This is a genomic window from Siccirubricoccus soli (assembly GCF_024178315.1).
GTDB classification, from domain to species: domain Bacteria; phylum Pseudomonadota; class Alphaproteobacteria; order Acetobacterales; family Acetobacteraceae; genus Siccirubricoccus; species Siccirubricoccus soli.
Genome location: NZ_JAMZIK010000010.1, coordinates 1 through 22,551, shown reverse-complemented (window position 1 = coordinate 22,551; position 22,551 = coordinate 1). Strand labels below are relative to the sequence as shown.

Here is a 22,551-nt window from a genome sequence, read left to right as displayed (position 1 = left end):
GGCGGCCTCACCAGGGCAGGGCAGCGACTTCCGCCCCGGCCTCGAAACCCTCCGACTCCGGCGGGACCAGCAGCAGGGCTGCGGCGGCGGCGAGGGCGGCGGCCGGCAGGCTGCCCACCGCCAGCGGCTCCGCTTGGCCCGGCGCCACCTCCCGCAGCGGCACCCATTCCGCCAGGCCGACGGCGGAGGCGATCTTGCGCGTGAGGCGCAGGCGGCGCGGCGCGGCAGGGCGGGCGGCGGCCAGCCGCGCCAGCAGGGGGCGGCCGAGCAGCAGCAAGGCGGCGATCGCGTCCTCCTGCTGGCCGGGCAGCAGCAGCACCGGGCGGCCGGCCACCTCGCCGAAGCCGGCGGTCATGCCGGGGCGGGTGCCGAGCCCGTGCAGCACCAGCCGCCCCGCGGCGGCGAGGCCGGCGGCGCTGTCGTCGGCCTGGCCCTCCCCGGTGCCGCCGGCCAGGATCAGCAGGTCATGCGCGGGCGCGGCCGCGCGCAGCGTGGCGGCGATGGCGTCGGGCGCATCCGGCACCGGGGGCAGGGGGCGCAGCGCCGCCTCCGGCGCCAGGGCGGCGGTCAGGGGCCGCAGCCGGTCCCTGGCCGGGTCGGCCAGCATCTCCGCCCCCGTGGCGATCCAGCCGAGGCGTGGCCGCCGCACCGCCACCCGGTCCAGGCCGAGCGCGGCCAGGGCCGGCAGGTCGCGCGGCGCCAGCACCTCCCCGGCGGCGCGCAGCCTGGTGCCGGCGGCGATCTCCTCCCCCGGGCGGCGCACGCCATCCCAGGGGGCGGCGGGCTGCAGCGCCTGGGGGAAGGGCGGGTCGGGCAGCAGGTCGAAGCCCGGCAGCACGGCGTCGCAGCCCGGCGGCAATGGGTCGCCGATGCCGATGGCGCGGGGCGGGGTGGCGAGGGGCAGCGGCGCATAGGGGCCAGCGCCGAGTGTCTCCGCCGCTGCCACCGCATAGCCATCCCGCCGCGCCACCGGCACGGGCGGCACCGGCGCAGCGGTGCGCAGATCCTCCGCCAGCACCAGCCCCAGCGCCTCCGCCACCGGCAGGAGGAGAGGTGCGACCGGCGTCGGGGCCAGCGCCAGCAGCCGCGCCAGCGCCGCCTCCGGCGCCGTCAGGCGGAGCGGCACCGCCACCTCAGGCGCCGGGCTCCGGCTTGTCCGCATTGGGGAAGAAGAGCTGCTCTCCACTGATCTTGTAGGCAGCGATCGCCGCCTGTCCGGCCGGGGAGACCAGCCAGTCGATGAAGCGCTGGCCCTCCGCCGCCTTCACGCCGGGATGGCGCTGCGGGTTCACCAGCATGACGCCGTACTGGTTGAACAGCCGCGCATCGCCCTCCACCAGGATCTTCAGCTCCTGCCGGTTGCGGAAGCTGAGCCAGGTGCCGCGATCCGCCAGCAGATAGGCGTTCTGCGCCGCCGCCGTGTTCAGCGCCGGACCCATGCCCTGGCCGACCTCCCGGTACCACTGGCCGCGGCCGGAGACGGGATCGACGCCCGCCATCTGCCACAGCCGCAGCTCCGCCGCATGGGTGCCGCTGCGATCGCCGCGGCTGATGAAGGGGGCGCGGGCGACGGCGATGCGCTGCAGCGCCGCCGTGCTGTCCGTCAGCCCGGCGATGCCGGCGGGGTCGGTGGCGGGGCCGACCAGGACGAAGTCGTTGTACATCACGCGCCGGCGCGGGCCGCCGAAGCCCTCCGCAACGAAGCGCTGCTCCGCCGCGCGGTCATGCACGAAGACCACATCCGCATCGCCGCGCCGGCCGACATCCAGCGCCTGGCCGGTGCCGAGCGCCACCACCCGCACCGCAATGCCGCTGGCCTGAGTGAAAAGGGGCAGGATGTGGCTGAAGAGGCCGGATTGCTCCGTGCTGGTGGTGGAGGCGACGGTGATGCTGCGCTCCTGCGCCGTGGCCATGCCGGCCCAGGCGAGGAAGGCGGCCAGGAGGACCCGGCGTAGGATGGGCATTGTTCTCTCTCCCCGATGGTCGAGAGGGGCGCTGCCCCTCTCTCGCATCGGACGCAGTGCGTCCGATCCCGCCAAAGGCCGAAGGGCCTTAGGAAACCATGAGTTTGGGCCTCGTGCGTTCAACCAGCCGAGCCGACAGTTCGAAGGGGATGGGCGCATTGCAGCGCCCTGCCTCGGCGGCGCCCTCACCACAGTAGCTCCCCCCGCAGGAAGGCCCTCGCCTCCGCGCTCTCCGGCCCGGCGAAGAAGCGCGCTGCCGGCGTCTGCTCCAGCAGCCGGCCGCGATGCAGGAACAGCACCTCCGCCGCCAGCCGCCGCGCCTGGCCCAGATCATGCGTCGTCATGACGATCTTCGTGCCGCGCGCCGCCAGCGCCTGGACGATCTCCTCCACCGCCCGCGTCGCCGCGGGGTCGAGGCTGGCGCAGGGCTCGTCCAGGAACAGCACCTCCGGCTGCAGCGCCGCGGCGCGGGCCAGGGCGAGGCGCTGCTGCTCCCCGCCCGAAAGCCGCCGCGCCGGCCGGTCCGCCAGCCCGTCCAGCCCCACCTGCGCCAGCTCGGCCCGCGCCCGTGCCATGGCTTCCGCCCTGCCCAGCCCGGCCAGGCGTAGCGGATAGGCGGCATTGGCGAGCACCGAGCGCCGCAGCAGCACCGGCCGCTGGAACAGCATGGCCTGGCGCCGTGCTGCCTCCGGCGTGCCCCACAAGATCTGCCCGGCGCTCGGCCGCAGCAGCCTGTGCAGCAGGCGCAGCAGCACGCTCTTACCGGCGCCGTTCGGGCCGATGATGAGGCTCGGCCCCCCTTTCTCCAGAGTGAAGCCGACCTCCCGCAGCACCTCCACCGCCCCGGCGCGGTAGCAGAGGCCCTCCACCCGCAGCGGCAGGATGCCGCCGGTGCCTGCTCCGATACGGCTCCGGCCATGGATGGGTGAGGGATCTGGCGTCCTGGCAAGGATGCGGGCGCCGCCGGGGCGGAAGAGGTCCGCCATGACATGCCGCAGGCCCTTCCGAGGCAGGCTTTCCGTCGCGCGCATCAGCCGGCCCGCTCCGCGGCGGCCTCGCGCAGCCCCTGGGCCAGGGCGTTCACCGCCAGCACGATCGCCATCAGCAGCAGGCCCAGCGCCAGGGCCAGGGGCAGGTCGCCCTTGCTCGTCTCCAGCGCGATGGCGGTGGTCATCACCCGGGTGAAGCCCTCGATGTTGCCGCCGACGATCATCACCGCGCCGACCTCCGCCGCCGCCCGGCCGAAGCCGGCCAGCAGCACGGTCATTAGGGCGAAGCGCCCGTCCCAGAGCAGCGTCGGCACCGCCCGCCAGGGGCCCGCACCGAAGCTGCGGAGCTGTTCGGCGTACTCCTCCCACAGCCCTTCCAGCACTTGGCGGGAGAGGGCGGCGAGGATGGGGGCGATCAGCACCGCCTGGGCGATGACCATGGCCGTCGGCGTGAAGAGCAGGCCGAGCGGCCCGAGCGGCCCGGCGCGGGAGAGCAGCAGGTAGATCAGCAGCCCGGCGACCACGGGCGGCAGGCCCATCAGCGCGTTCAGCGCCACCAGCACCGCCTGCCGGCCGGGGAAGCGCGCCACCGCCAGCAGCGCGCCGAGCGGCAGGCCGACCAGCGCCGCCAGCGCCAGGGCGGTGAGGCTGACGCGGAGCGAGAGCAGCAGGATCCGCATCACCGCCGGGTCGGCGGTGGCGACCAGCCCGAGGGCCGTGGCGAAGGCGCTGGCGAGATCCTGCACCCTCCCTGATTGGCAGTTGGTATCGCTTGCGGTCAATTGCCGATAACCTCGGCAGCCTGCCGCTGTTTGCCGGATTTTGCCGTGATATGCCGGATGTGCTGACCCTGCGGGAGGCCGCGGCCTTTCTCCGCCTCTCTGAACGCAGCCTGTACGAGCTGGCGCGGCAGCGCCGCCTGCCGGCGGCGCAGCTTGGCGGCAAATGGCTGTTCCCCCGCCGCCATCTGGTGGCCTGGCTGGCGGCGGAGGCGGAGGCGGGCGCCGGCTTCGCCCGGCCGGACCCGCCGCCCATCCTGGCCGGCAGCCATGATCCGCTGCTGGACTGGGCGGTGCGGCAATCCGGCTGCGGCCTGGCGCTCCGCATCGGCGGCAGCCTGGACGGGCTGGCGGCCCTGGCGGCGGGGGAGGCCATGACCGCCGCCACCCATCTGCTGGACCCCGATACCGGCACCTTCAACGAGCCGGCGGTGCGGGAGGCGCTGCCCGGGCGCGGCATGGTCGGCATCATCTGGGCGTGGCGGGAACAGGGGCTGATCCTGCCGTCCGGGAACCCGGCGGGACTGCATCAGGTGGCGGATCTGGCGCGGCCCGGCCTGCGCGTGGCCGGGCGGCAGGCGCGGGCCGGCAGCCATGTGCTGCTGACCCATCTGCTGACCGAGGCCGGCATCCGCCTGGACCAGATCGCCTTCCTGCCTTCTCCCGCCATGTCGGAGGACGAGGTGGCGGCGGCGGTGGCGGAGGGGCGCGCGGAGGTGGGCTTCGGCATCCGGGCAGAGGCGGCGCTGCGCGGCCTTGGCTTCGTGCCGCTGGTCTCGGAGCGCTTCGATCTGGTGATGCCGCGGCGGCAGTACTTCATGCCGGCGATGCAGGCGCTGCTGGACTTCGCGCGCGGGACGGAATTCACGGCGCGCGGGGCGCGGCTGGGCGGCTATGCGCTGGGGGAGACGGGGAAGGTGGCGTTCAACCTGTAGCCAGGGGCAGGGGGCGCCCGCCCCCTGCAACCCCCGCCGGGGAGGGTACCCCTCCCCGGCCCCCGGTGTGAGCCGGCGGGTTGAACCAGCAAGCTCAGACCGGGGTCCGGACCGGTCCGGTCCCCGGCGGGGTCCAGGGGCAGCGCCCCTGGCGGGGTTTGGGGGCAGCGCCCCCAAGCTTCACCGCGTCGGCGTCGGCGGCGTGGTGGAGTAGTCGTAGAACCCCTTGCCGGTCTTCCGGCCCAGCCAGCCGGCTTCGACATACTTCGCCAGCAGCGGGCAGGGCCGGTATTTCGGGTCGCCCAGCCCCTCATGCAGCACCTTCAGCACGGAATAAAGCGTGTCGAGCCCCACGAAGTCGCAAAGCTCGAGCGGCCCCATGGGATGGTTGGCGCCGAGCTTCATGCCCTCGTCGATCGAGCGGACATCGCCGACGCCCTCCATCAGCGCGAAGATCGCCTCGTTCAGCATGGGGCAGAGGATGCGGTTGACGACGAAGCCGGGGTAATCCGCCGCGCCCACCACCGTCTTGCCCATCTTCTCCGCCAGGGCGGCGACGGTCTTCACGGTCGCGTCCTCGGTGGCGAGGCCGGGGATGATCTCCACCAGCTTCATCATCGGCACCGGGTTGAAGAAATGCATGCCGAGGAAGCGGCCCGGCCGGTCCGTCGCGGCCGCCAGCCGGGTGATCGGGATGGAGGAGGTGTTGGAGGCGAGGATCGCCTCCGGCTTCAGCACCGGGCAGACACTGGCAAAAATCTTCTTCTTGATCTCCTCATTCTCGGTCGCCGCCTCGATCACCATGTCGCACTCGGCGAAGGCGGCATAGTCCGTGCCGGTGGAGATTAGGCCGAGCGCCGCTTCCTTCGCGCCTTCCGGGATCGCCTTGCGGGTGGTCTGGCGCTCCAGGTTCTTGTCGATGGTCGCCAGCGCCTTCTCCAGCGCCTTCGGGTTCACGTCCACCAGCGCCACCGGCAGGCCGGCCAGCGCCGCCACATGGGCGATGCCATTGCCCATCAGCCCGGCCCCGATCACCCCAAGCTTCCTCACCTCTGCCATCTCCATCCCCCTTCGCACATGAAAAAGGCCGCCGGACGCGCGAGGCGTCGGGCGGCCTTGTCCGAGAGTTGCTGCCTTACTTCTTCGCCAGCTCGGCTTCGAGTTCCGGCATCACCTTGAACAGGTCGCCCACCAGCCCGTAATCGGCGACGGAGAAGATCGGCGCTTCCTCGTCCTTGTTGATGGCGACGATCACCTTGCTGTCCTTCATGCCGGCCAGGTGCTGGATGGCGCCCGAGATGCCGACGGCGATGTACAGCTCCGGCGCCACGATCTTGCCGGTCTGGCCCACCTGGTGGTCGTTCGGCGCGTAGCCGGCATCCACCGCGGCGCGGGAGGCGCCGACGGCGGCGCCGAGCTTGTCCGCCACGCCCTCGATGATCTTGAAGTTCTCGGCGGAGCCCATGGCGCGGCCGCCGGAGACGACGATGCGCGCCGCAGTCAGCTCCGGCCGCTCGCTCTTCGCGATCTCGGCGCCGAGGAAGCTGGAGAGGCCCGGATCCTCGGCCGTGGGCGCGGCCTCCACCGCGGCGCTGCCGCCGGTGGCGGGGGCCGGATCGAAGCTCGCGGCGCGGACGGTGATGACCTTCTTCGAATCGGCGCTCTTCACCGTCGCCAGCGCATTGCCGGCATAGATCGGGCGCACGAAGGTGTCGGCATCCACCACGCCGGCGATGTCGCTCAGCACCTGCACGTCCAGCAGCGCGGCGACGCGCGGCATGACGTTCTTGCCCGCGGCGGAGGCCGGGGCGAGCAGGTGGGAGTAGTTGGGCGCCATGGAAACCAGCAGCGCCGCCACCGGCTCCGCCAGCCCGTTCGCGTAGAGCGCCGCATCCGAGTGCAGCACCTTGGCGACGCCCGCCACCTGGGCGGCGGCCTGCGCCGCAGCGGCGGCGCCGAGGACCAGCACATGCACCTCGCCGAGCTTCGCCGCGGCGGCGATGGTGCTCCGGCTCGGCTGCGTCAGCGCGCTGCCGTCATGGTCGGCAAGAACGAGAACGGCCATGGCTCAGATCACCTTCGCTTCGTTGCGCAGCTTCTCGACCAGCTCCTGCACCGAGCCGACCTTCTTGCCGGCCTGGCGCTTCGGCGGCTCCTCGACCTTCAGCACGGTCAGCCGGGGCGTGACATCCACGCCGAGATCGGCCGGCTTCACGTTCTCGATCGGCTTCTTCCGCGCCTTCATGATGTTGGGGAGGGAGGCGTAGCGCGGCTCGTTCAGCCGCAGATCGGTGGTGACGATGGCCGGCAGCTTGAGCGAGACGGTCTCGAGGCCGCCATCGACCTCGCGCGTCACCTTCAGCTTGTCGCCATCCTTCTCCACCTTGCTGGCGAAGGTGCCCTGGGCCCAGCCCAGCAGCGCCGCCAGCATCTGGCCGGTGGCGTTCATGTCGTCGTCGATGGCCTGCTTGCCGAGGATGACGAGCTCCGGGCTCTCCTTCGCCGCCAGCGCCTTGAGCAGCTTGGCCACCGCCAGCGGCTCCAGCACGCCGTCATGCTCCACGAGGATGCCGCGGTCGGCGCCCATGGCGAGGGCGGTGCGGATCTGCTCCTGGCAGGCGGCGGGGCCGCAGGAGACGACGACGACCTCGGTCGCCACGCCCTTCTCCTTCAGCCGCACGGCTTCTTCCACCGCGATCTCGTCGAAGGGGTTCATGGACATCTTGACGTTCGCCGTCTCGACGCCGGTGCCATCCGCCTTCACGCGGACCTTTACGTTGTAGTCGACCACCCGCTTGACCGGGACGAGAAGCTTCATCGCCGCTGCCGTTTCCTGGCTGTTGTTGCTGAAGGAGCGGGAGGCAAGGCGAGGCCCGGCGCCCGCGGATCGGGCGGCAAAATAGGGCGGCGGTGGCGTCGCTGTCAAAAACCCCCAAGCTCAACCCCCTGGGGGTTCAGCGGGAAACCCAGAGCAGCAGGGCGAAGAGCGCCAGGGTGATCCCCTGGAGGATGACCCGCCAGCGCATCAAGCGGTTGGAGCGCTCCGCATCCCCGCCCTGCCGCACCAGGCCGAGCATGCCGGCGAAGAGGGTGCCGAGCGTCGCCAGCATGGCGATGCCGGTGAGGATGCCGAGGAAAAGCTTCATGGGGTCAATTTGGAGGGCGCCCGGGAAATCGCAATGCCCGGCGCCGTGCCGCGCCGGAGGATGAGCACTGCACCCCCCGCCAGCACGCCGCACAGCGCGAAGCCCGCCGCATAGCCGCCCGTCAGCCCGGCCAGCGCCGAGAGCAGGCTGGGTGCGAGGATCAGGGTCAGCGCCATGGCGAAGCCCATGGCGGAGGTGGCGGCGCCCACCCTTCCCGGCGGGGCCAGCCGCGCCACCTCGGCCAGCAATACCCCGGTCCAGCCGACGGCGAAGCAGCCCATCGCCGCCGCCAGCGCCACCACCGCCAGCCAGGGCAGGCCGGGGCCGGCGAGCGCCAGCAGCAGGGCGGAGAGGCATGCACCGATGCCGATCACGCTCAGCACCGGCCGGGCCCCGCGGCGATCCGCCGCCACCGCCCAGAGGATGCGGCCGAGGATGCCGGCGCCCTGGCCGATGGCCAGCGTCATCCCCGCCTCCACCAGCCCCATGCCCAGCGCCTGCACCTGCCAGACGACGAAGAAGGAGAAGAAGCCGAACTGCCCCACCGCCAGCCCGCAGCCATAGAGGCTGGTGGCGCGCAGCGGCGCATGTTCCCGCAGCAGGCGAAGGCTGCCCAGCGCCTCGCCGAAGGCGGCGCGGCTGGGCGCCGCCGGGTCGCGGTCCGCATCCAGCGCGGCCCGCAGCGGCTGCAGGGCGAGCGCCAGCAGCAGGGCGAAGACGGCGATGGCCAGCACCCCCGCCCGCCAGCCATAAAGGCTGCCGACCACGGGGGCGATGACCGAGACGAGCATGGCCCCGGCGGGCACCCCGGTCTGCTTCAGGCCGAAGACCAGGCTGCGGATCTGGGCCGGGGTGCGCGCCGCCAGCACATGGCTGCCCGCCGGGGTCAGCGGCCCGTGCCCGGCGCCGGCCACCACGGCAGAGGCGATGAGCGCCAGCGGATGGCCCAGCACCGCCAGGGCGATGCCGCAGGCGATGACCACCAGCGCCCCCTGGCACACCCGGATGCCGCCATGTCGCCGCAGCAGCCCTTGCGCGAAGGGGCCGGACACCAGCGCGCCGGCATAGGCGAGGGCGGTGTGCACCCCGGCCAGGCTGGCCGGCAATTCCAGCTCCGCGGCGATGGCGGGGGCGAGGACGGGCAGGGTGAGGAAGGTGCCCATCCCGGCCAGATGGGTGCCGAGCAGCGCCAGCATCACCAGCCAGATGGAAGGGCCGGGTGACATCTTCCCGCATCCTGCCGCCCTCGCGCGGCGGCGGCAACCCATCCGCCCGGCGGCGGTCCGGGCCCAGGCTGCGAGGGGCGGCGGCCGCGCCGCAATCGCCCCGGGCCGGACAGCGGGCGGCCCCGCGCCCCGGCTATTCCTGCGGCAGCCCGGCGGCGCGGATCACCTCCCGCCACAGCGGCACTTCGCGGACGATGCGGTCGGCCAGGGCTTGCGGCCCGGCCAGGCGCAGCTCGAACCCAGCGGCGCGCAGCCGGGCGGCGATCTGCGGCGCCGCCAGCACCTCCCGCGCCGCCGCCGTCAGCCGTGCCAGGATGGCGGCCGGGGTGCCGGCGGGCGCCAGCAGGCCCTGGAAGGTCTCGGAAACGAATCCCTCATAGCCCAGCTCCTGCATGGTCGGCACCTCTGGCAGGTCCGGCCAGCGGCTGGCGCCGGTCAGCGCCAGGGCGCGCAGCGCGCCGGCCTTGATCTGCGGCTGCGCCGGGGGCAGGGCAGTGACGCCGATGCTGGTGGTGCCGCCGAGCAGGGACTGGATGGCCAGCGCGGCGCTGTTGTGCGGCACCTGCACCACCTCGATCCCGGTCTTCAGCCGCAGCAGTTCGATCGTCAGGTGCGGCGTGGAGCCGGTGCCGGGATTGGCCATGTTCAATACCCCCGGCTCCGCCTTCGCCCGCGCCACCAGCGCCGCCACGGACTCGATCCCGCTGTCCGGCCGCGCCAGCAGCACGTTGGGGGAGGCACCGAGCTCGGTGATCGGGGCGAAGTCCCGCACCGGGTCGTAGCCGGGGTTGCGGAACAGGCTGGGGTTCACCACGAAGCCGGTGGAGGTGACCAGCAGGGTGTCGCCATCCGGCGCGGCGCGGGCGACATGCGCGACGCCGATATTGCCGCCGCCGCCCGGCCGGCTCTCCACCACCACCGGCTGGCCGAGGACGGGGGGCAGCCCGTGTGAGAGGGCGCGGGCCATGACATCGGTGGGCCCGCCCGGGCCGAAGGGCACCACCAGGCGGATACCGCGGACCGGCCAGGGCAGCGGCCCCTGGGCCCGGGCGGGAATGGCCAGGGCAGGGGCGGCCAGGGCCAGGCCCAGCGCCGCCCGGCGGCCGGGGCGCATGGCTCGGGGCATGCTCGTTTCCTCCACGGGGCGCTTGGCGGCGCCGCTTGTGGCCAGCCTGCCGGTTGGGCTGCGCGGGGGTCAAGCGGCGGCAGGGGCGCGAGGGGGGTGCCCCTGCCAGGGTGCTGCCCTTTGGCGCCACCGCCGCCAGCCCCGGCCGGGGGGCGGGCCAGGACGCAGCCGGGGCGGCGGCACTGCCGGCAATGGGCAAGCCCCAACCGCCTGCCCCTTTTTCCATGCCCGCCTGCCCATGCTATGCGCCCGCGTCATGGATCAGGCAGTTCCCTTGGGCCCCGCCCTTCCCCTGTTGCGGGACGCGAAGCGGGTGGTGGTGAAGATCGGTTCCGCCCTGGTGGTGGAGGAGAAGACCGCCGCGCCGCGCGCCGCCTGGCTCGCCTCCGTGGCCGCCGATGTCGCCGCCATGCGGGCGCGGGGGACGGAGGTGGTGCTGGTCTCCTCCGGCGCCATCGCCCTCGCCCGCCGGGCCCTTGGCCTCACCCGGAAGAAGCTCCGGCTGGAGGAGAAGCAGGCCGCCGCGGCCGTCGGGCAGATCCGCCTCGCCGGCGCCTGGCAGGAGGCGCTCTCGGCACATGGTCTCTCCGCCGCGCAGCTGCTGCTGACCCTGGAGGACAGCGAGGATCGCCGCCGCTACCTCAACGCCCGCGCGACACTCGGCACGCTGCTGGAACTGGGCTGCGTGCCGGTGATCAACGAGAACGACACGGTGGCGACGGCCGAGATCCGCTTCGGCGACAATGACCGGCTGGCGGCGCGCGTCGCGGAGATGACCGGCGCCGATGCGCTGGTGCTGCTCTCCGACATCGACGGGCTCTACACCGCGGATCCGCGCAAGGACCCGGCGGCCCGGCACCTGCCGGTGGTGGAGCGGATCTCCGACGAGATCATGGCCATGGGGGGCGAGCCGCCGCCCGGCTATTCCTCCGGCGGCATGCGCACCAAGCTGATCGCGGCGCGGATCGCGACCGGCGCGGGCTGCGCCATGGCGATCGCGCTGGGCAAGCGGGACAACCCGCTGCGGGCGATGGAGGAGGGCGCGCCCTGCACCTGGTTCCTGCCCGCGCCGGAAGGCCGCACCGCGCGCAAGCGCTGGATCGCCGGCTCGCTGGCGCCGCTCGGCAGCCTCACGGTGGATGAGGGGGCGGCGCGGGCGCTCTCCCGCGGCTCCTCCCTGCTGCCCGCCGGGGTGCGCGGGGTGGAGGGGCAATTCCACCGCGGTGATCCGGTGAGCGTGCGCGACGCGACGGGGCGCGAGCTGGCGCGCGGGCTTTCCGCCTATGACGCCGAGGATGCCGGCCGCATCGCCGGCCACCGCTCGGAGGAGATCGAGGCGATTCTCGGCTGGCGCGGCCGGGATGAGATCGTGCACCGGGACGACCTCGTACTCATTTCCCCATGACGTTGCTGCGCAACGCCATGGGGGCCCCGGAGTCGCCGTATTCCCCAGCCCTCGCACAGCTTGCCGCGGCCAAGCCGCGGCAAGCAACGAGCAGCGCGGGCGGCGAGAGTCGCCTCCGGGATGACCCGGCCTTGCGCTAGGCGCGGCCCTTCGCCCGTGCCACTCTTGCCCGCAGCTTCGGGGAGCGGGCAGGCATGAGGAAGCGCGTCGCCTTCATCGGCACCGGCGGGACCATCGCCTCCATCGGCAAGGGTCCGCTGGACACGGTGAATTACGGCGCCAACGGGCTGATGCTGCAGGCCGACGGCATCCTGGAGCGCTTCCCGGAAGTGCAGCTCGTCGCCGATGTCTTCGCGCTGCCCTATCGCAACGTCCCCTCGCCGCAGATCGCCTGGAAGGAGTGGCAGGAACTCGTCCTGCTCTGCGACAAGGTGGTGGCGGAGAACCCGGACCTCGCCGGAATCGTCATCGGCCATGGCACTGCCTCGCTGGAGGAGACGGCCTTCTTCCTCTCCCTCACCCTGAAGGTCCCGGTGCCGGTGGTTGTCGTCGGCTCCCAGCGCCCTGCCTCCGCGCTCTCCACCGATGCCGGGCTGAACCTGGTGAATGCGGTGCGCGTCGCGGCCGATGAGGGGGCGCGCGGCCTCGGCGCGCTGGTGCTGCTGAATGACGAGATCCAGGCGGCGCGGGAGGTGACGAAGACCTCCACCGGCCGGATGCAGACCTTCCGCAGCCCGGATGTCGGCGTACTGGGCCAGGCGGATGGCGACAAGGTGGCGTGGTATCGCCGCCCGCTGCGCAGGCTGGCGCCGGACACGGAATTCGACATCCGCGGCCTCGATGCCTTGCCGCGCGTCGATATCGCCTATTCCTACGCCGGCGCAGATGGCACGGCGGTGCGCGCCTTCACCGAGGCGGGCGCCCGCGGCATCGTCGTCGCCGGCTTCGCGCCGGGCTTCGTCACGCCGGGCGATGCCGCGGCGCTGCTGGAGGCGAAGCAGATGGGCGTCACCGTCGTGCAATCCACCCGCGCCGGCAGCGGCCGCGTCTTCCCGACGACCAAGCTGGCGGAAGCGGGTTTCATCCCGGCCGACAACCTCAACCCGCAGAAGGCGCGCATCCTGCTCTCGCTCGCGCTCACCGTCAGCAGCGAGCCGCTCGAGATCGAGCGCATCTTCGCCACCTACTAGGTTCCCCATGACGTTGCTGCGCAACGCCATGAGGGGCCGGAGTCGCTCGGCGATCGGCGCCCCACACAGCCTGGCGTGGCGAAGCCACGCCAGGACAACAGGCAGCGCAGGAATCCCAACAGGAGGAAGCGATGTACAAGATTGACGTGCTGATCCAGGGCTATCCCGGCAAGTCGCTCTGTCATGGCGGCCTTGGCTGGTCCACCATCGCGCTGCTGCGCGGCGAGGGGCGGACCATCCTCGTCGATGTCGGCGCCTTCGCGGTGCGGCCGGAATTCGGCAAGCAGCTCAAGGCCGCCGATTGCGCGCCGGAGAGCGTGACCGACGTGGTCCTCACCCACGCGCATTGGGACCATTCGGTGAACTACACGCTGTTCCCGAATGCCGATATCTGGATTGGCCGCGTCGAGATGGAGTGGGCCAGCGCTACCCCGGTCGGCTTCAACCCGTTGCCGGAACTCTATCTCCAGGATCTGGCGAAGCACCCGAAGCTGCGCCTGCTGGAGGACAATGAAGCCTTCCTGCCCGGTTTCACCGCCCATCTCTGCCCCGGCCACACCCCGGGCTGCCTGGTCTACCGGATGACGGGCAACGACGTGCCGGTGGTGTTCAGCGGCGACGCGGCGAAGAACCGCGCCGAGATGCTCTCCATGACCACCGACATGACCATGGATGCCGGCGCCAGCCGCGCCAGCCTGGACCGCATCTGGGGGCTGTGGAAGCAGGAGCCCGGCACGCTGCTGATCCCGGGGCACGATCTCACCATGCGGCTCGATGCCGCGGGGAAGCCGGAATACATCGGCCAGCGCCGCGCCGGCATCAAGGCATGGTTCAACGAGGACCTGGCGGTGATGGAGGAGTTCGACATCTCGGCGCCGAGGTTCTGATGGCAACCTCGTGTCGAGAGGGGGCGCTGCCCCCTCTCGAACTCGCCCCTGCCAAAGGCCGAAGGGCCTCTGGAAACCGTGAATTTGGAGCGCGACGGTTGAACCTGCCGACTCAAGGGATCCAAGGGCCTTTCGGCCCTTGGCGAGGGGGAGTGTGAGGGGGAGCAGCGCTCCCCCTCGACACCGCGCCATGCCAGACCGTGCCTGGGTCCGCCTCCCCTCCGGCCGCCGCCTGGACCTGCTCTCCCCCACCCCCTTCGACTGGACGGATGAGGATCTGGCCATCGGCCTCTCCCGCACCTTCCGCTGGGGCGGCCATTCCATCTGGCCGGGTGCCCCACTCTCCGTCGCGCAGCATTCCCTGGCCGTCCTCGCCCTCCGCCGCGCCCGCACCAGGGGCGGGCTGACGCAGGCGGAAGCCCTGCGCGAATTGCTGCATGATGCCGAGGAAGGCCTGCTCGGCTTCGACTGCATCTCGCCGCTCAAGCCCTTCCTCGGTACCGGCTTCGCCGCGCTGCAATCCCGGCTGCAGCAGGCCGTCGCCTTGCGCTACGCCCTGCCGGCCTGGACCCCGGAGGCCAAGCGCGCCCACAAGGCCTGCGACATCGCCCTCGCCGCGGCGGAGGCCGTGCATGTGGCGGGCTGGACGCCGGAGGAGGTCCGCTTCACCCTCGGCATCCGGGCGCCGCTGCTGCAGGCGGATCCGCTGGCTGCTTTCGGCGACCCGCCCTGGCGGCCCTGGCCGCCGGAGCGCGCCGCCGAACGCTTCCTCGCCGCCCTGGCACGATTGACGGACCCGCATGGCTGAGACGCTCGAGGATTTCGCCTTCGCCCACCCGCTGCGCGTCCGCTGGGCGGAGCTGGACCCGCAGCGGATCGTCTTCAACGCCAACTACCTGATGTATTTCGATATCGGCCTCACCGAATATCTGCGCGCCCTGGGCTGGCGCGGCGCCGCGGGCTTCGCCGGCCACGGCACCGATATCTTCGCGGTGAACGCCACGCTGGATTTCCACGCCCCGGCGGGCCATGACGATGAGCTGCTGATCGCCGCGCGCATCGAGCATCTCGGCCGCACCAGCTTCCGCTTCCGCATGGGCTGCTTCCGGGACGGTGCCCTGCTGGTCGCCGGCCGCCTGACCTATGTGAATGCGACGCGCGACGCCCGCCGGCCGACCCCGCTGCCGGAGCCCTTCATCGCCAAGGTCCTGGCCTTCGAGCGTATCCCGCCGGCGCGGCAATCCGGCTGACCCGGCTTGGTGCGCCTGCCGGAACAGGCTGCCACCCGGTGCCCTTCCGTGGCTTGGCCGCGGAGGCCGTGCGAGGCCCCGGGAATGCAGCGCCTCCAGGGCCGCCGCAAGGCGGCGCAACGGTCCTGCACTGCGCTCTCAGCCCCTGCGGTAGGGGTAGCAGAGCACCGGGTCCAGGGTCAGGCGCAGATGCCGCGCCAGCGCCGCGATCGCCTCCCCGTAATCCGGGAAGGGGTCGCTGTTCCCCGCGCCGACGACGATGGGCCGGAACCCCTGCAGCCCCTGCCTCGGCGGCGGCAGCATGGCCGTCACCAGCGGCTTTCCCTCGGCGTCGCGCAGCGTCAGGAAAACCGGCATGGTCCGCTCGATATGCGTGGCGCGGCGGATATCCTGCTCGATGAAGGGGATGCCGGAGGGGTCGAATCCCTGCGCCGCATCCTCCCGCGCCCGGCGGTAGTGCTTCTCCACCGCATGGCGCATCAGCAGCGATTCCTGGGCCGCTTCGGCCTCGGTTTCCAGGCGGAACCAGCTCAGTCCCCCTGGCGCGTCGCAGATGTAGCGCATATCGCCCTCCCCCTGGCTGAGATGGCTGGCCGGCCGGCGCGCGCCCCGGCGGCCCCGCCTCATCTGGGGTCGTGCGGGCGGCTTGTCAGCCGGTGCCGCCATAACGCAAAGGAAGGATCGGAGGAGGGTCACGCATGGCGCAACAAGGTCCGGTCTATCTGCGCTGGCGCGCCGGGCGCCCGGCGCCGGAGCAGGAGGAATTCCCCAACCTGGATGCCGCGCTGGACGCGGTGGAGGCGCGCTGGGAGACGCTGCAGCACCAGGCGCCGCAGCTCCTCGACGCCCGCCGGGTGCTGCTGCTGAGCACGGCGGAGCTGCTGGCGATGGCCGAGGAGGAGGAGACGGGGGCCGGGAAGGCGGGCTGACCCCGTCTTCGGCGCCGCTGCGGCAACCCGCGCCGCCCGTTGCCCTTCCGCGGCTTCGCCGCGGAAGGCTGTGCGAGGCCCTGAATGCCCAGGCGTCCCGGGGCCCCCGCGGAGCCACGCAGCGGCTTCGTGGGGATCTACTCCAGGCTGATATTCGCCTTCCGGATCACCTCGCCCCATCTGGCGATCTCGCTGTCGATGAAGGCCTGGAACTGCTCCGGCGTGTCGCCGATCGGCACCGCGCCCTGCTCGGCGATCTTCGCCCGCATCGCCGGCTCCTTCACGATCGCCTGCAGCTCCTGCGACAGCCGGGCAACGATCTCCTTCGGCATGCGGGAGGGGGCCTGGATGCCGAACCAAGCGGTGGCGTCCAGCGCCGGGTAGCCGGCCTCCGCCGTCGTCGGCACCTCCGGCACCGCCGGGCTGCGCTGCGGCGTCGTCACCGTCAGGGCCTTCACCCGGTTGTCGCGGATATGGCCCAGCGAGCTCGGCAGGTTGTCCACCGCCAGGTCCACCCGGCTGGCGATCACCTCCGTCAGCATCGGGCCCGAACCGCGGAAGGGCACGTGCACCAGCTCGATCCCCGCCACCTGCTTCAGCAGCTCACCGGTCAGGTGCAGGGAGGTGCCGTTGCCGGAGGAGGCGATGGTCAGGCCGCCGCTGCGCCGCTTCGCCAGCGCCACCGCTTCCGCCAGCGTCTTCACCGGCAGGTTCGGCGCGGCGATGATCACGTTCGGCACCCCGGCGATGTTGGAGACCGCCGCCAGATCCTCCGGCTTGTAGGGCATGGTGGTGCGGTAGAGGCCGTAATTGATCGCCGCCGTGCCGATCGTCGTCATCAGCAGGGTGTGGTTGTCGGTGGCCTTGGCCACGGCATCGGCGCCGATGTTGCCGCCGGCGCCGGGCCGATTCTCCACCACCACGGACTGGCCGAGCCGGGCCGTCAGCGGCTCCACCAGCAGCCGGGCGACGATATCCGTGGTGCCGGCGGCGCTGAAGGGCACGATGATGCGCACCGGCCGGCTGGGCCAGGCCGGCTGGGCGGAGAGGCGGGGGGCGAGCAACAGGCTGCCGGCACCGCCAAGGGCGGCGCGACGGGTCACGCTTTTCATGGGGGGACCTTCCTTCCGGCGCGCCGGGCGGCAAGGCGGGGCCATCCCGGCGCGCAGGGGCGCTACATGCACCCGCCGGCAAGCAGGCACAACCTTGGGAGGGGAGCCAATCGGACGGTGTAATGAGCTGCCACCCCTGCCGGTGGAGGGAGGCCGCCTCGACCTCGCTTGGCATGTCCGGCGGGATGGAGACCAGCCGGTGCATGTGGCGCGGGAGATGGCGCCGCCGATGGATCGGCGCACCCGCCAAGCCTGCGGCCGCCCGCTGTCCCTTGCGGCCTGGCTGCGGCAGGCGCGCCAGGTCCGGGGAATCCGCGAATCCAGGGAGCACGACGCCACGCGGCGGCCTTGTGGAGCATTCTTGCCCACCCGCCCCCTTTCCCCCGCGCCCGGTCCGCGCTTGGATGCCGCCGCGATTCCCTAGGGGAGAGAAACATGCCCGCTTCGGTGCCCATCGCCGGCAACCGCTTCGTCATCATCGGCGGCGCCAGCCTCGTCGGCTCCGCCACCGCCGGCGAATTGCTCGATCACGGCGCGGCCGAGGTGGTGCTGTTCGACAATTTCGCCTTCGGCTCGGAAGCCGCCATCGCCCATGTGAAGGACCATCCGCGCCTCAAGCTGGTGCGTGGCGACGTCATGCGCATGGCGGACCTGCTGCGCGTGACGGAGGGCGCCGCCGGCGTGCTGCAGCTCGCCGCCTTCATGACGCTGTCGATGGACCGCGACCCCTGGGGCGGGCTGGATGTGAACATCCGCGGCGTGCAGAACGCGCTGGAGGCCTGCCGCGCCAACAAGGTGAGGAAGGTCGTCTTCGCCTCCTCCAACGCCGTCTATGGCTATGGCCCCGGCGTCTCGGGCGAGCTGGTGGAGAGCACGCCCTTCCATTCGGTGGGCGCGCCGCCGGCCGCCATCCTCTACGGCGCCAGCAAGATCATCGGCGAGCAGCTCTGCCGCGACGCCTACCGTAAGCATGGCCAGGACTATGTCGTGCTGCGCTATTCGACGGTGTATGGCGAGCGCCAGCACTACCGCGCCGCCAACGCGCTCTACATCATCGAGACCATCGACAGGGTGCGCCGCGGCGAGGCGCCGCAGGTCTTCGGCGACGGGTCCGAGACCAAGCACTTCGTCTATGTCGGCGACCTGGCGCGGGCCAACCGCATGGCCTTCGAGGCGGATGCGACCGATGTGGCAGTGAACGCCTCCGGCGTCGCGCCGATCACCACGCTGGAGCTGGTGAAGCTGGTGACGGAGCTGGCGGGCGGCGGGCCCGAGCCGGAATTCGTCGGCAATGACGGCAAGGTGCGGCTGACCAGCGGCGGCGCCTTCCGCATCGCGCATGAGGAAGCCTTCAACGCCATTGGCTGGAAGCCGGAGGTGGATATGCGGGAAGGCCTGCGCCGGCTGATCGCCTGGCGGGACGGGAACGAGGGCAAGACCGCGGAGTAGCAAGGAAAAAGATCAGGGGCGTTGCCCCCGAGCCCCCACCGGGGAGGATGCTCCTCCCCGGACCCCGGTCCGAGTTTCAGACCCGACGGTTCAACCTGCCGACTGAGGGCGGGGGCCGGGGGAAGCTTTAACCCTGCCGGGGGTTGGCGGCACTGCCGCCAACGGGGGGCTCCGCCCCCTGCCCGGGGCATGGGGGCGGAGCCCCCATTCTTCGCCCCGATCAGACGACCTGCAGCAGCCCGGCCAACAGCTTCGCCCGCGGCACCAGGCTGTCGATCACCAGATGCTCCTCCAGCGTATGCCCGCCGGCACCCTGCACGCCGAGGCCGTCGAGCGTGGTGATTCCCATCGCCCCGGTGAAATTCCCGTCCGAGCCGCCGCCCGCGCTCTGGTGGTTGATGTCGAAGCCGATCTTGCGGGCGATGCCGCGCGCCGTCTCGTACAGCGCCATCCCCTTCGCATCCGGCTCCCAGACCGGCCGCGTCACGCCGCGCGTCACCGTGAGCTGCACATCGTTCCCGGTAGGGCGGAGGGAGAGCATCTTCTCCACCGCCGCATCCAGGTCCTCCTGGCGCTTGGCCATGGAAAGGCTCTCCGCATCGCAATAAGTGGCGACGCAATTCACCCATTGCCCGCCATGGATGACGCCGACGGAATAGGTCACGTCCTCCGTCGTCATCGCCTCGATGGCCACCACCTGGCGGCACATCTCGCGGATCGCGCTGCGGCCATCGGCCAGGCGGGCGCCGGCATGGCTGGGGCGGCCGGTGGTGCGCAGGTTGAAGCGGGCGATGGCGTAGCGCCCCGTCACCACCCCGCCATCCGGCCGCGCCGGCTCCGGCACCAGCACCACGGCATGGCGCGCCGCCTCCGCCTCGATCAGGTCGCGGGTGGAGGGGCTGCCGATCTCCTCATCCGAGGTGAACAGCACCGTCACCGGCCGGCTGGTGGGGATGCCGGCCTTCAGCAGCTGCCGGATGGCCTCCACGGCGATGTAATTGCCGCCCTTCATGTCGTAGACGCCGGGGCCGTAGAGCCGGTTGCCCTCCTGCCGGAAGGGCAGGGGCTCCAGCGTGCCGATCGGGTGCACGGTGTCCATGTGGCCCATCACCAGCACGCCCGGCTCGCTGGCCTTGGGGTGGGCGAAAGTGGCGCGCAGACAGGGGCCGTAGCCCATGCGGCCGGGGATCACCTCGATCCGCGCGCCGAGCAGGGCCAGATCCCGCGCGGCGATGTCCATCATCCGGCCGACCGCGGCGGCATCGAAGGTCGGGCTCTCGCACTCCACCCAGCGTTTCAGGCCGGGGATCATCGCCGCGGCGTCGAAGGGCAGGTCGAGAACGGGGGCATCCATCGCATCGGTCTCCGTGGCCGCCAGGGAAGGGCGGGCGGCGCAGGTTTGCCGCTTCGCCGCGCCGCCACAACCCCCCGCTGCGGGGCAGGCATGGAGAGGCAAGGTGCGGAAGGGGGGGCGAGCCTGCTACCTTCGGCGCATGACCCCACCCCCCCGGCTTATCCCCCAGGCCGGCCTCTCCGTCTGGAGCGGCGCTGACTTGACCCCTGCCGACTGGATGCTGCCGGTCGGTGCCGAGCTGGCCGCCGCCCTGGCCGAGCCGGACCCTGCCGCCAGGCTGGCCCCGCTGCTGGGCCCCGTGGCGGAGCGGCTGGAGCATGGCCGCGGCTTCGTGCTGCTGCGCGGCCTGCCGCTCGAGAAGCTGGCCGCGCCGGAGGCGGCGCTGCTGGCGCTCGGCCAGGGCCTCGGCACCCCCTTGCCGCAGGATGCCACCGGGCGGCTGGTCGGCATGCTGGCCGGGCCGGGCGCGGCGTCGGGCGGGCCGGCGCGCTTCCATGCGGACCCGGCCGATGCCGTGGCGCTGCTCTGCCTGCAGCAGGCGCGGGAGGGTGGGGAGGTGACGCTGGTCTCCGCCCCCGCCCTGCACAATGCGCTGATGAAATCGGATCGCGCCGCGCTGGCCACGCTGCACCAGCCCTTCCCGCATCTGGGGGCGGAGGCGCCGTTGCCCCTGCCGGTGTTCAGCACGGCGAGCGGCGCTTTCGTCGGCCGCTACGACCGGGAGTCGATGCTGGAGACGGCGCTGGAGCCGGCCCAGCTCGCCGCCCTGGCGGCGCTGGACGATGCGGCGGCCGCGCCGGGCCAGGCGCTGACCATCCCGCTGCATGCGGGCGACCTGCTGCTGCACAACCCGCATCTGGTCTGGAAGCGGGTGGCGGCGGGGGAGGCGCCGCCGCCGGAGGAGGCAGTGCGGCAACTGCTCCGCCTGTGGCTGGCCTTGCCCGGCAGCCGTGCTCTGCCGGAGAGTTTCCGCGCGGTCTTCGGCGAGACCGCGGCCGGTGCCCCTCGCGGCGGCGTCGCCACCCCGCCGGGGCTGGTGGGCGGGTAAGCTCCCCACGAAGTCGCTCCGCGCCTTCGCGGGGGTCCCGGGAAGCGCTTGGTGACCGAAGCCTCGCACAGCCTGCCGCGGCGAAGCCGCGGCAGGACATCGGGCGGTCCGGGTTGCGACAGCAGGCAAGCGCGATTCAGCCATGGCGCGCTGAAAGGCCTGGCCGCACTCTCGGCGCAGATCCGCAGAAGGGGCCGGGACGATGAAGCTGCTGGTGGCGAACGCCAACACCACGGAGGCGATCACCGAACTCTGCGCCGCGGCGGCGCGCGGCGCGGCCGCGGCGGGCACCGAGATCATCCCGGCGACCCCGCGCTTCGGCCCCGCCGTCATCTCCACCCGCGCCGAGAACATCATCGCCGGCCATGCGCTGCTGGAGCTGCTGGCGGAGCATGCCGGCCGGGTGGATGGCGTGCTGCTGGCCGTCAGCCATGACACGGCGCTGGAAGCCGCGCGTCAGATGCTGCCCTGCCCGGTGGTGGGGATGACGGAGGCCGCCTGCTTCGCCGCCTGCCTCATCGGCGGGCGCTTCGGCCTGATGACCTTCGGCAGCACGGAGACCTACCGGGAGCGCATCGCCCAGTATGGCCTCGCCAGCCGCCTGGCCGGGCTGGCCTCGGTGGCGGCGACGCCGCAGGAGGCGGTGCGCGACCCGGACGGGGTGGCGCGGAAGCTCCGGGCCGGGCTCGGCGCGCTGGTGGCGCAGGGGGCGGATGCGGTGGTGCTGGGCGGCGCCGCCCTGGCCGGCATGGCGCCGAAGCTGCAGCCGGACAGCCTGGTGCCGCTGCTGGACGGCATGGCCTGCGGCGTCGGCCTGCTGGAGATGCTGGTGCGGCTGCAGCTGCCCAAGCCGCAGGGCGGCAGCTACGCCGCGGCGCAGGGGCGGGAGGTGGGCGGGGTCGCGCCCGCCCTGGCGGCGCTGCTGCGCGGCGGCTGAAGGCCGGCGGGCGGCCGGTTGCGGCCGGATGGCGCGGCGACAGCCGGCCGGGGGACGCCTCGCCTGCCGCGCCGGGTACCATACCGGCCGCGTGAAATACTGACCGACGTCGGCCCACGGGCGCGCGGCCGCCACACCAACCCTGCGCGCGATACCTGGTTCGTAAAGTCAGGACTTTCCGAACCGGGTATCAGTCCACCGTCGCGCCGGACGCCTGCACCACCTCCGCCCAGCGGCGGATTTCCTGCGTGATGAAGGCCTCGAAGGCTGCCGGGCTGGTGCCGTCACCCTCGGTCAGGCCGGGCGGGGCGCCGCCGAGATCGGCCAGCCGAGCGCGATAGGCCGGGTCGCGGGTGACCGCGTCCACCGCCTGCCCCAGCCGCGCGACGACCGCCGCCGGCGTCCGTGCCGGGGCCTGGATGCCGAACCAGGCCGTCGCCTCGAAATCCGTCAGCCCGGCCTCGTGCAGGCTCGGCACCTCCGGCAGCACCGCGGCACGGCCCCGCCCCGTCACCGCGAGGGGGCGCAGCCTGCCGTCCCGCACATGGCCGATGACCGAAGGCATGTTGTCGCAGCCGCAATCCAGCCGCCCCGCCACCGCCTCCACCAGCATCGGCCCCGCGCCGCGGAAGGGTACGTGGTTGATGTTCGTGCGGGTGCGCATCTTGAACAGCTCCATGCACATATGCGGGGAGCCGCCGCTGCCGGCGCTGCCATAGTTCATCTGCCCCGGCCGTGCCCGGGCCAGCGCCACCAGCTCCGCCACGTTCCGCGCCGGGGTGGAGGGGTGGACGAAGATCAGGTTCGGCACCTTGGTCAGCAGGC

At 72.6% G+C, this 22,551-nt stretch carries 24 protein-coding genes; 10 read left to right on the top strand and 14 right to left on the bottom strand.

Annotated features, from left to right (window positions below; translation table 11 throughout):
• Positions 1 to 7 precede the first annotated feature (7 nt).
• The 4 genes from NJ376_RS02055 to NJ376_RS02040 all read right to left on the bottom strand — a co-directional run bounded on the left by NJ376_RS02055 (position 8) and on the right by NJ376_RS02040 (position 3,699).
• On the bottom strand, positions 8 to 1,126 hold the full coding sequence (locus NJ376_RS02055) for a molybdopterin-binding protein (protein ID WP_252951549.1): 1,119 nt from the start codon (positions 1,124 to 1,126) through the stop codon (positions 8 to 10).
• 7 nt (positions 1,127 to 1,133) lie between these two features.
• Positions 1,134 to 1,964 carry a substrate-binding domain-containing protein gene (locus tag NJ376_RS02050; RefSeq protein WP_252951548.1) on the bottom strand — a complete coding sequence of 277 codons (831 nt, stop codon included), beginning with the start codon at positions 1,962 to 1,964 and terminating at the stop codon, positions 1,134 to 1,136.
• Between the two features lie 185 nt (positions 1,965 to 2,149).
• Complete coding sequence (locus NJ376_RS02045) at positions 2,150 to 2,995, bottom strand: ATP-binding cassette domain-containing protein (protein WP_252951547.1); 846 nt, start codon at positions 2,993 to 2,995, stop codon at positions 2,150 to 2,152.
• A complete protein-coding gene (locus NJ376_RS02040) occupies positions 2,995 to 3,699 on the bottom strand; it encodes an ABC transporter permease (RefSeq protein ID WP_252951546.1) in 705 nt (234 codons plus the stop codon). The genes NJ376_RS02045 and NJ376_RS02040 overlap by 1 nt, the downstream gene beginning before the upstream one ends.
• Positions 3,700 to 3,785: 86 nt before the next feature.
• Between NJ376_RS02040 and NJ376_RS02035 the strand changes: the two genes are divergently transcribed.
• Positions 3,786 to 4,667 carry a helix-turn-helix transcriptional regulator gene (locus NJ376_RS02035; protein ID WP_252951545.1) on the top strand — a complete coding sequence of 294 codons (882 nt, stop codon included), beginning with the start codon at positions 3,786 to 3,788 and terminating at the stop codon, positions 4,665 to 4,667.
• Positions 4,668 to 4,847: 180 nt separating this feature from the next.
• On the opposite strand, the gene NJ376_RS02030 is transcribed toward NJ376_RS02035, so the two are convergent.
• The 6 genes from NJ376_RS02030 to NJ376_RS02005 form a co-directional block, all read right to left on the bottom strand.
• Entirely contained in the window at positions 4,848 to 5,726 is an 879-nt protein-coding gene (locus tag NJ376_RS02030) for a 3-hydroxybutyryl-CoA dehydrogenase (protein ID WP_252951544.1), read from the bottom strand.
• Between the two features lie 76 nt (positions 5,727 to 5,802).
• On the bottom strand, positions 5,803 to 6,732 hold the full coding sequence (locus tag NJ376_RS02025; protein ID WP_252951543.1) for an electron transfer flavoprotein subunit alpha/FixB family protein: 930 nt from the start codon (positions 6,730 to 6,732) through the stop codon (positions 5,803 to 5,805).
• Positions 6,733 to 6,735: 3 nt separating this feature from the next.
• Entirely contained in the window at positions 6,736 to 7,485 is a 750-nt protein-coding gene (locus NJ376_RS02020; protein WP_252951542.1) for an electron transfer flavoprotein subunit beta/FixA family protein, read from the bottom strand.
• A 136-nt stretch (positions 7,486 to 7,621) separates the two neighbouring features.
• A complete protein-coding gene (locus NJ376_RS02015) occupies positions 7,622 to 7,813 on the bottom strand; it encodes a twin transmembrane helix small protein (protein WP_252951541.1) in 192 nt (63 codons plus the stop codon).
• Positions 7,810 to 9,039, bottom strand: a complete 1,230-nt coding sequence (locus NJ376_RS02010; RefSeq protein WP_252951540.1) for an MFS transporter — start codon at positions 9,037 to 9,039, stop codon at positions 7,810 to 7,812. The genes NJ376_RS02015 and NJ376_RS02010 overlap by 4 nt, the downstream gene beginning before the upstream one ends.
• A gap of 133 nt (positions 9,040 to 9,172) precedes the next feature.
• Entirely contained in the window at positions 9,173 to 10,165 is a 993-nt protein-coding gene (locus NJ376_RS02005; RefSeq protein ID WP_252951539.1) for a Bug family tripartite tricarboxylate transporter substrate binding protein, read from the bottom strand.
• Between the two features lie 256 nt (positions 10,166 to 10,421).
• On the opposite strand from NJ376_RS02005, the gene proB reads away from it, so the two are divergent.
• The 5 genes from proB to NJ376_RS01980 all read left to right on the top strand — a co-directional run bounded on the left by proB (position 10,422) and on the right by NJ376_RS01980 (position 14,897).
• A complete protein-coding gene (proB, locus tag NJ376_RS02000; RefSeq protein WP_252951538.1) occupies positions 10,422 to 11,570 on the top strand; it encodes a glutamate 5-kinase in 1,149 nt (382 codons plus the stop codon).
• 194 nt (positions 11,571 to 11,764) lie between these two features.
• A complete protein-coding gene (locus NJ376_RS01995) occupies positions 11,765 to 12,760 on the top strand; it encodes an asparaginase (RefSeq protein WP_252951537.1) in 996 nt (331 codons plus the stop codon).
• Between the two features lie 131 nt (positions 12,761 to 12,891).
• Positions 12,892 to 13,647 carry an MBL fold metallo-hydrolase gene (locus tag NJ376_RS01990; protein ID WP_252951536.1) on the top strand — a complete coding sequence of 252 codons (756 nt, stop codon included), beginning with the start codon at positions 12,892 to 12,894 and terminating at the stop codon, positions 13,645 to 13,647.
• Between the two features lie 190 nt (positions 13,648 to 13,837).
• On the top strand, positions 13,838 to 14,455 hold the full coding sequence (locus NJ376_RS01985; protein ID WP_252951535.1) for an HD family hydrolase: 618 nt from the start codon (positions 13,838 to 13,840) through the stop codon (positions 14,453 to 14,455).
• A complete protein-coding gene (locus tag NJ376_RS01980; protein ID WP_252951534.1) occupies positions 14,448 to 14,897 on the top strand; it encodes an acyl-CoA thioesterase in 450 nt (149 codons plus the stop codon). The genes NJ376_RS01985 and NJ376_RS01980 overlap by 8 nt, the downstream gene beginning before the upstream one ends.
• A gap of 138 nt (positions 14,898 to 15,035) precedes the next feature.
• Here the strand turns inward: NJ376_RS01980 and NJ376_RS01975 are convergent, their stop codons facing one another.
• Positions 15,036 to 15,461, bottom strand: coding sequence for a hypothetical protein (locus tag NJ376_RS01975; protein WP_252951533.1), 426 nt, complete (start codon positions 15,459 to 15,461; stop codon positions 15,036 to 15,038).
• A gap of 134 nt (positions 15,462 to 15,595) precedes the next feature.
• Here NJ376_RS01975 and NJ376_RS01970 point away from each other — a divergent pair, with 134 nt between their 5' ends.
• Entirely contained in the window at positions 15,596 to 15,826 is a 231-nt protein-coding gene (locus NJ376_RS01970; RefSeq protein WP_252951532.1) for a hypothetical protein, read from the top strand.
• Positions 15,827 to 15,963: 137 nt separating this feature from the next.
• Here the strand turns inward: NJ376_RS01970 and NJ376_RS01965 are convergent, their stop codons facing one another.
• The gene (locus NJ376_RS01965) at positions 15,964 to 16,938 is read right to left on the bottom strand and encodes a Bug family tripartite tricarboxylate transporter substrate binding protein (protein ID WP_252951531.1); all 975 of its coding nucleotides are present in this window, start codon (positions 16,936 to 16,938) and stop codon (positions 15,964 to 15,966) included.
• A 435-nt stretch (positions 16,939 to 17,373) separates the two neighbouring features.
• Between NJ376_RS01965 and NJ376_RS01960 the strand changes: the two genes are divergently transcribed.
• On the top strand, positions 17,374 to 18,387 hold the full coding sequence (locus NJ376_RS01960) for an NAD-dependent epimerase/dehydratase family protein (protein ID WP_252951530.1): 1,014 nt from the start codon (positions 17,374 to 17,376) through the stop codon (positions 18,385 to 18,387).
• 220 nt (positions 18,388 to 18,607) lie between these two features.
• Here NJ376_RS01960 and NJ376_RS01955 read toward each other — a convergent pair whose 3' ends face one another.
• Complete coding sequence (locus NJ376_RS01955) at positions 18,608 to 19,741, bottom strand: M20/M25/M40 family metallo-hydrolase (protein WP_252951529.1); 1,134 nt, start codon at positions 19,739 to 19,741, stop codon at positions 18,608 to 18,610.
• A 199-nt stretch (positions 19,742 to 19,940) separates the two neighbouring features.
• Between NJ376_RS01955 and NJ376_RS01950 the strand changes: the two genes are divergently transcribed.
• The gene (locus NJ376_RS01950; RefSeq protein ID WP_252951528.1) at positions 19,941 to 20,789 is read left to right on the top strand and encodes a TauD/TfdA family dioxygenase; all 849 of its coding nucleotides are present in this window, start codon (positions 19,941 to 19,943) and stop codon (positions 20,787 to 20,789) included.
• Between the two features lie 202 nt (positions 20,790 to 20,991).
• Positions 20,992 to 21,726, top strand: coding sequence for an aspartate/glutamate racemase family protein (locus NJ376_RS01945; protein ID WP_252951527.1), 735 nt, complete (start codon positions 20,992 to 20,994; stop codon positions 21,724 to 21,726).
• Positions 21,727 to 21,916: 190 nt separating this feature from the next.
• On the opposite strand, the gene NJ376_RS01940 is transcribed toward NJ376_RS01945, so the two are convergent.
• On the bottom strand, positions 21,917 to 22,551 hold a 635-nt coding region (locus NJ376_RS01940; RefSeq protein WP_252951526.1), incomplete at its 5' end, for a Bug family tripartite tricarboxylate transporter substrate binding protein.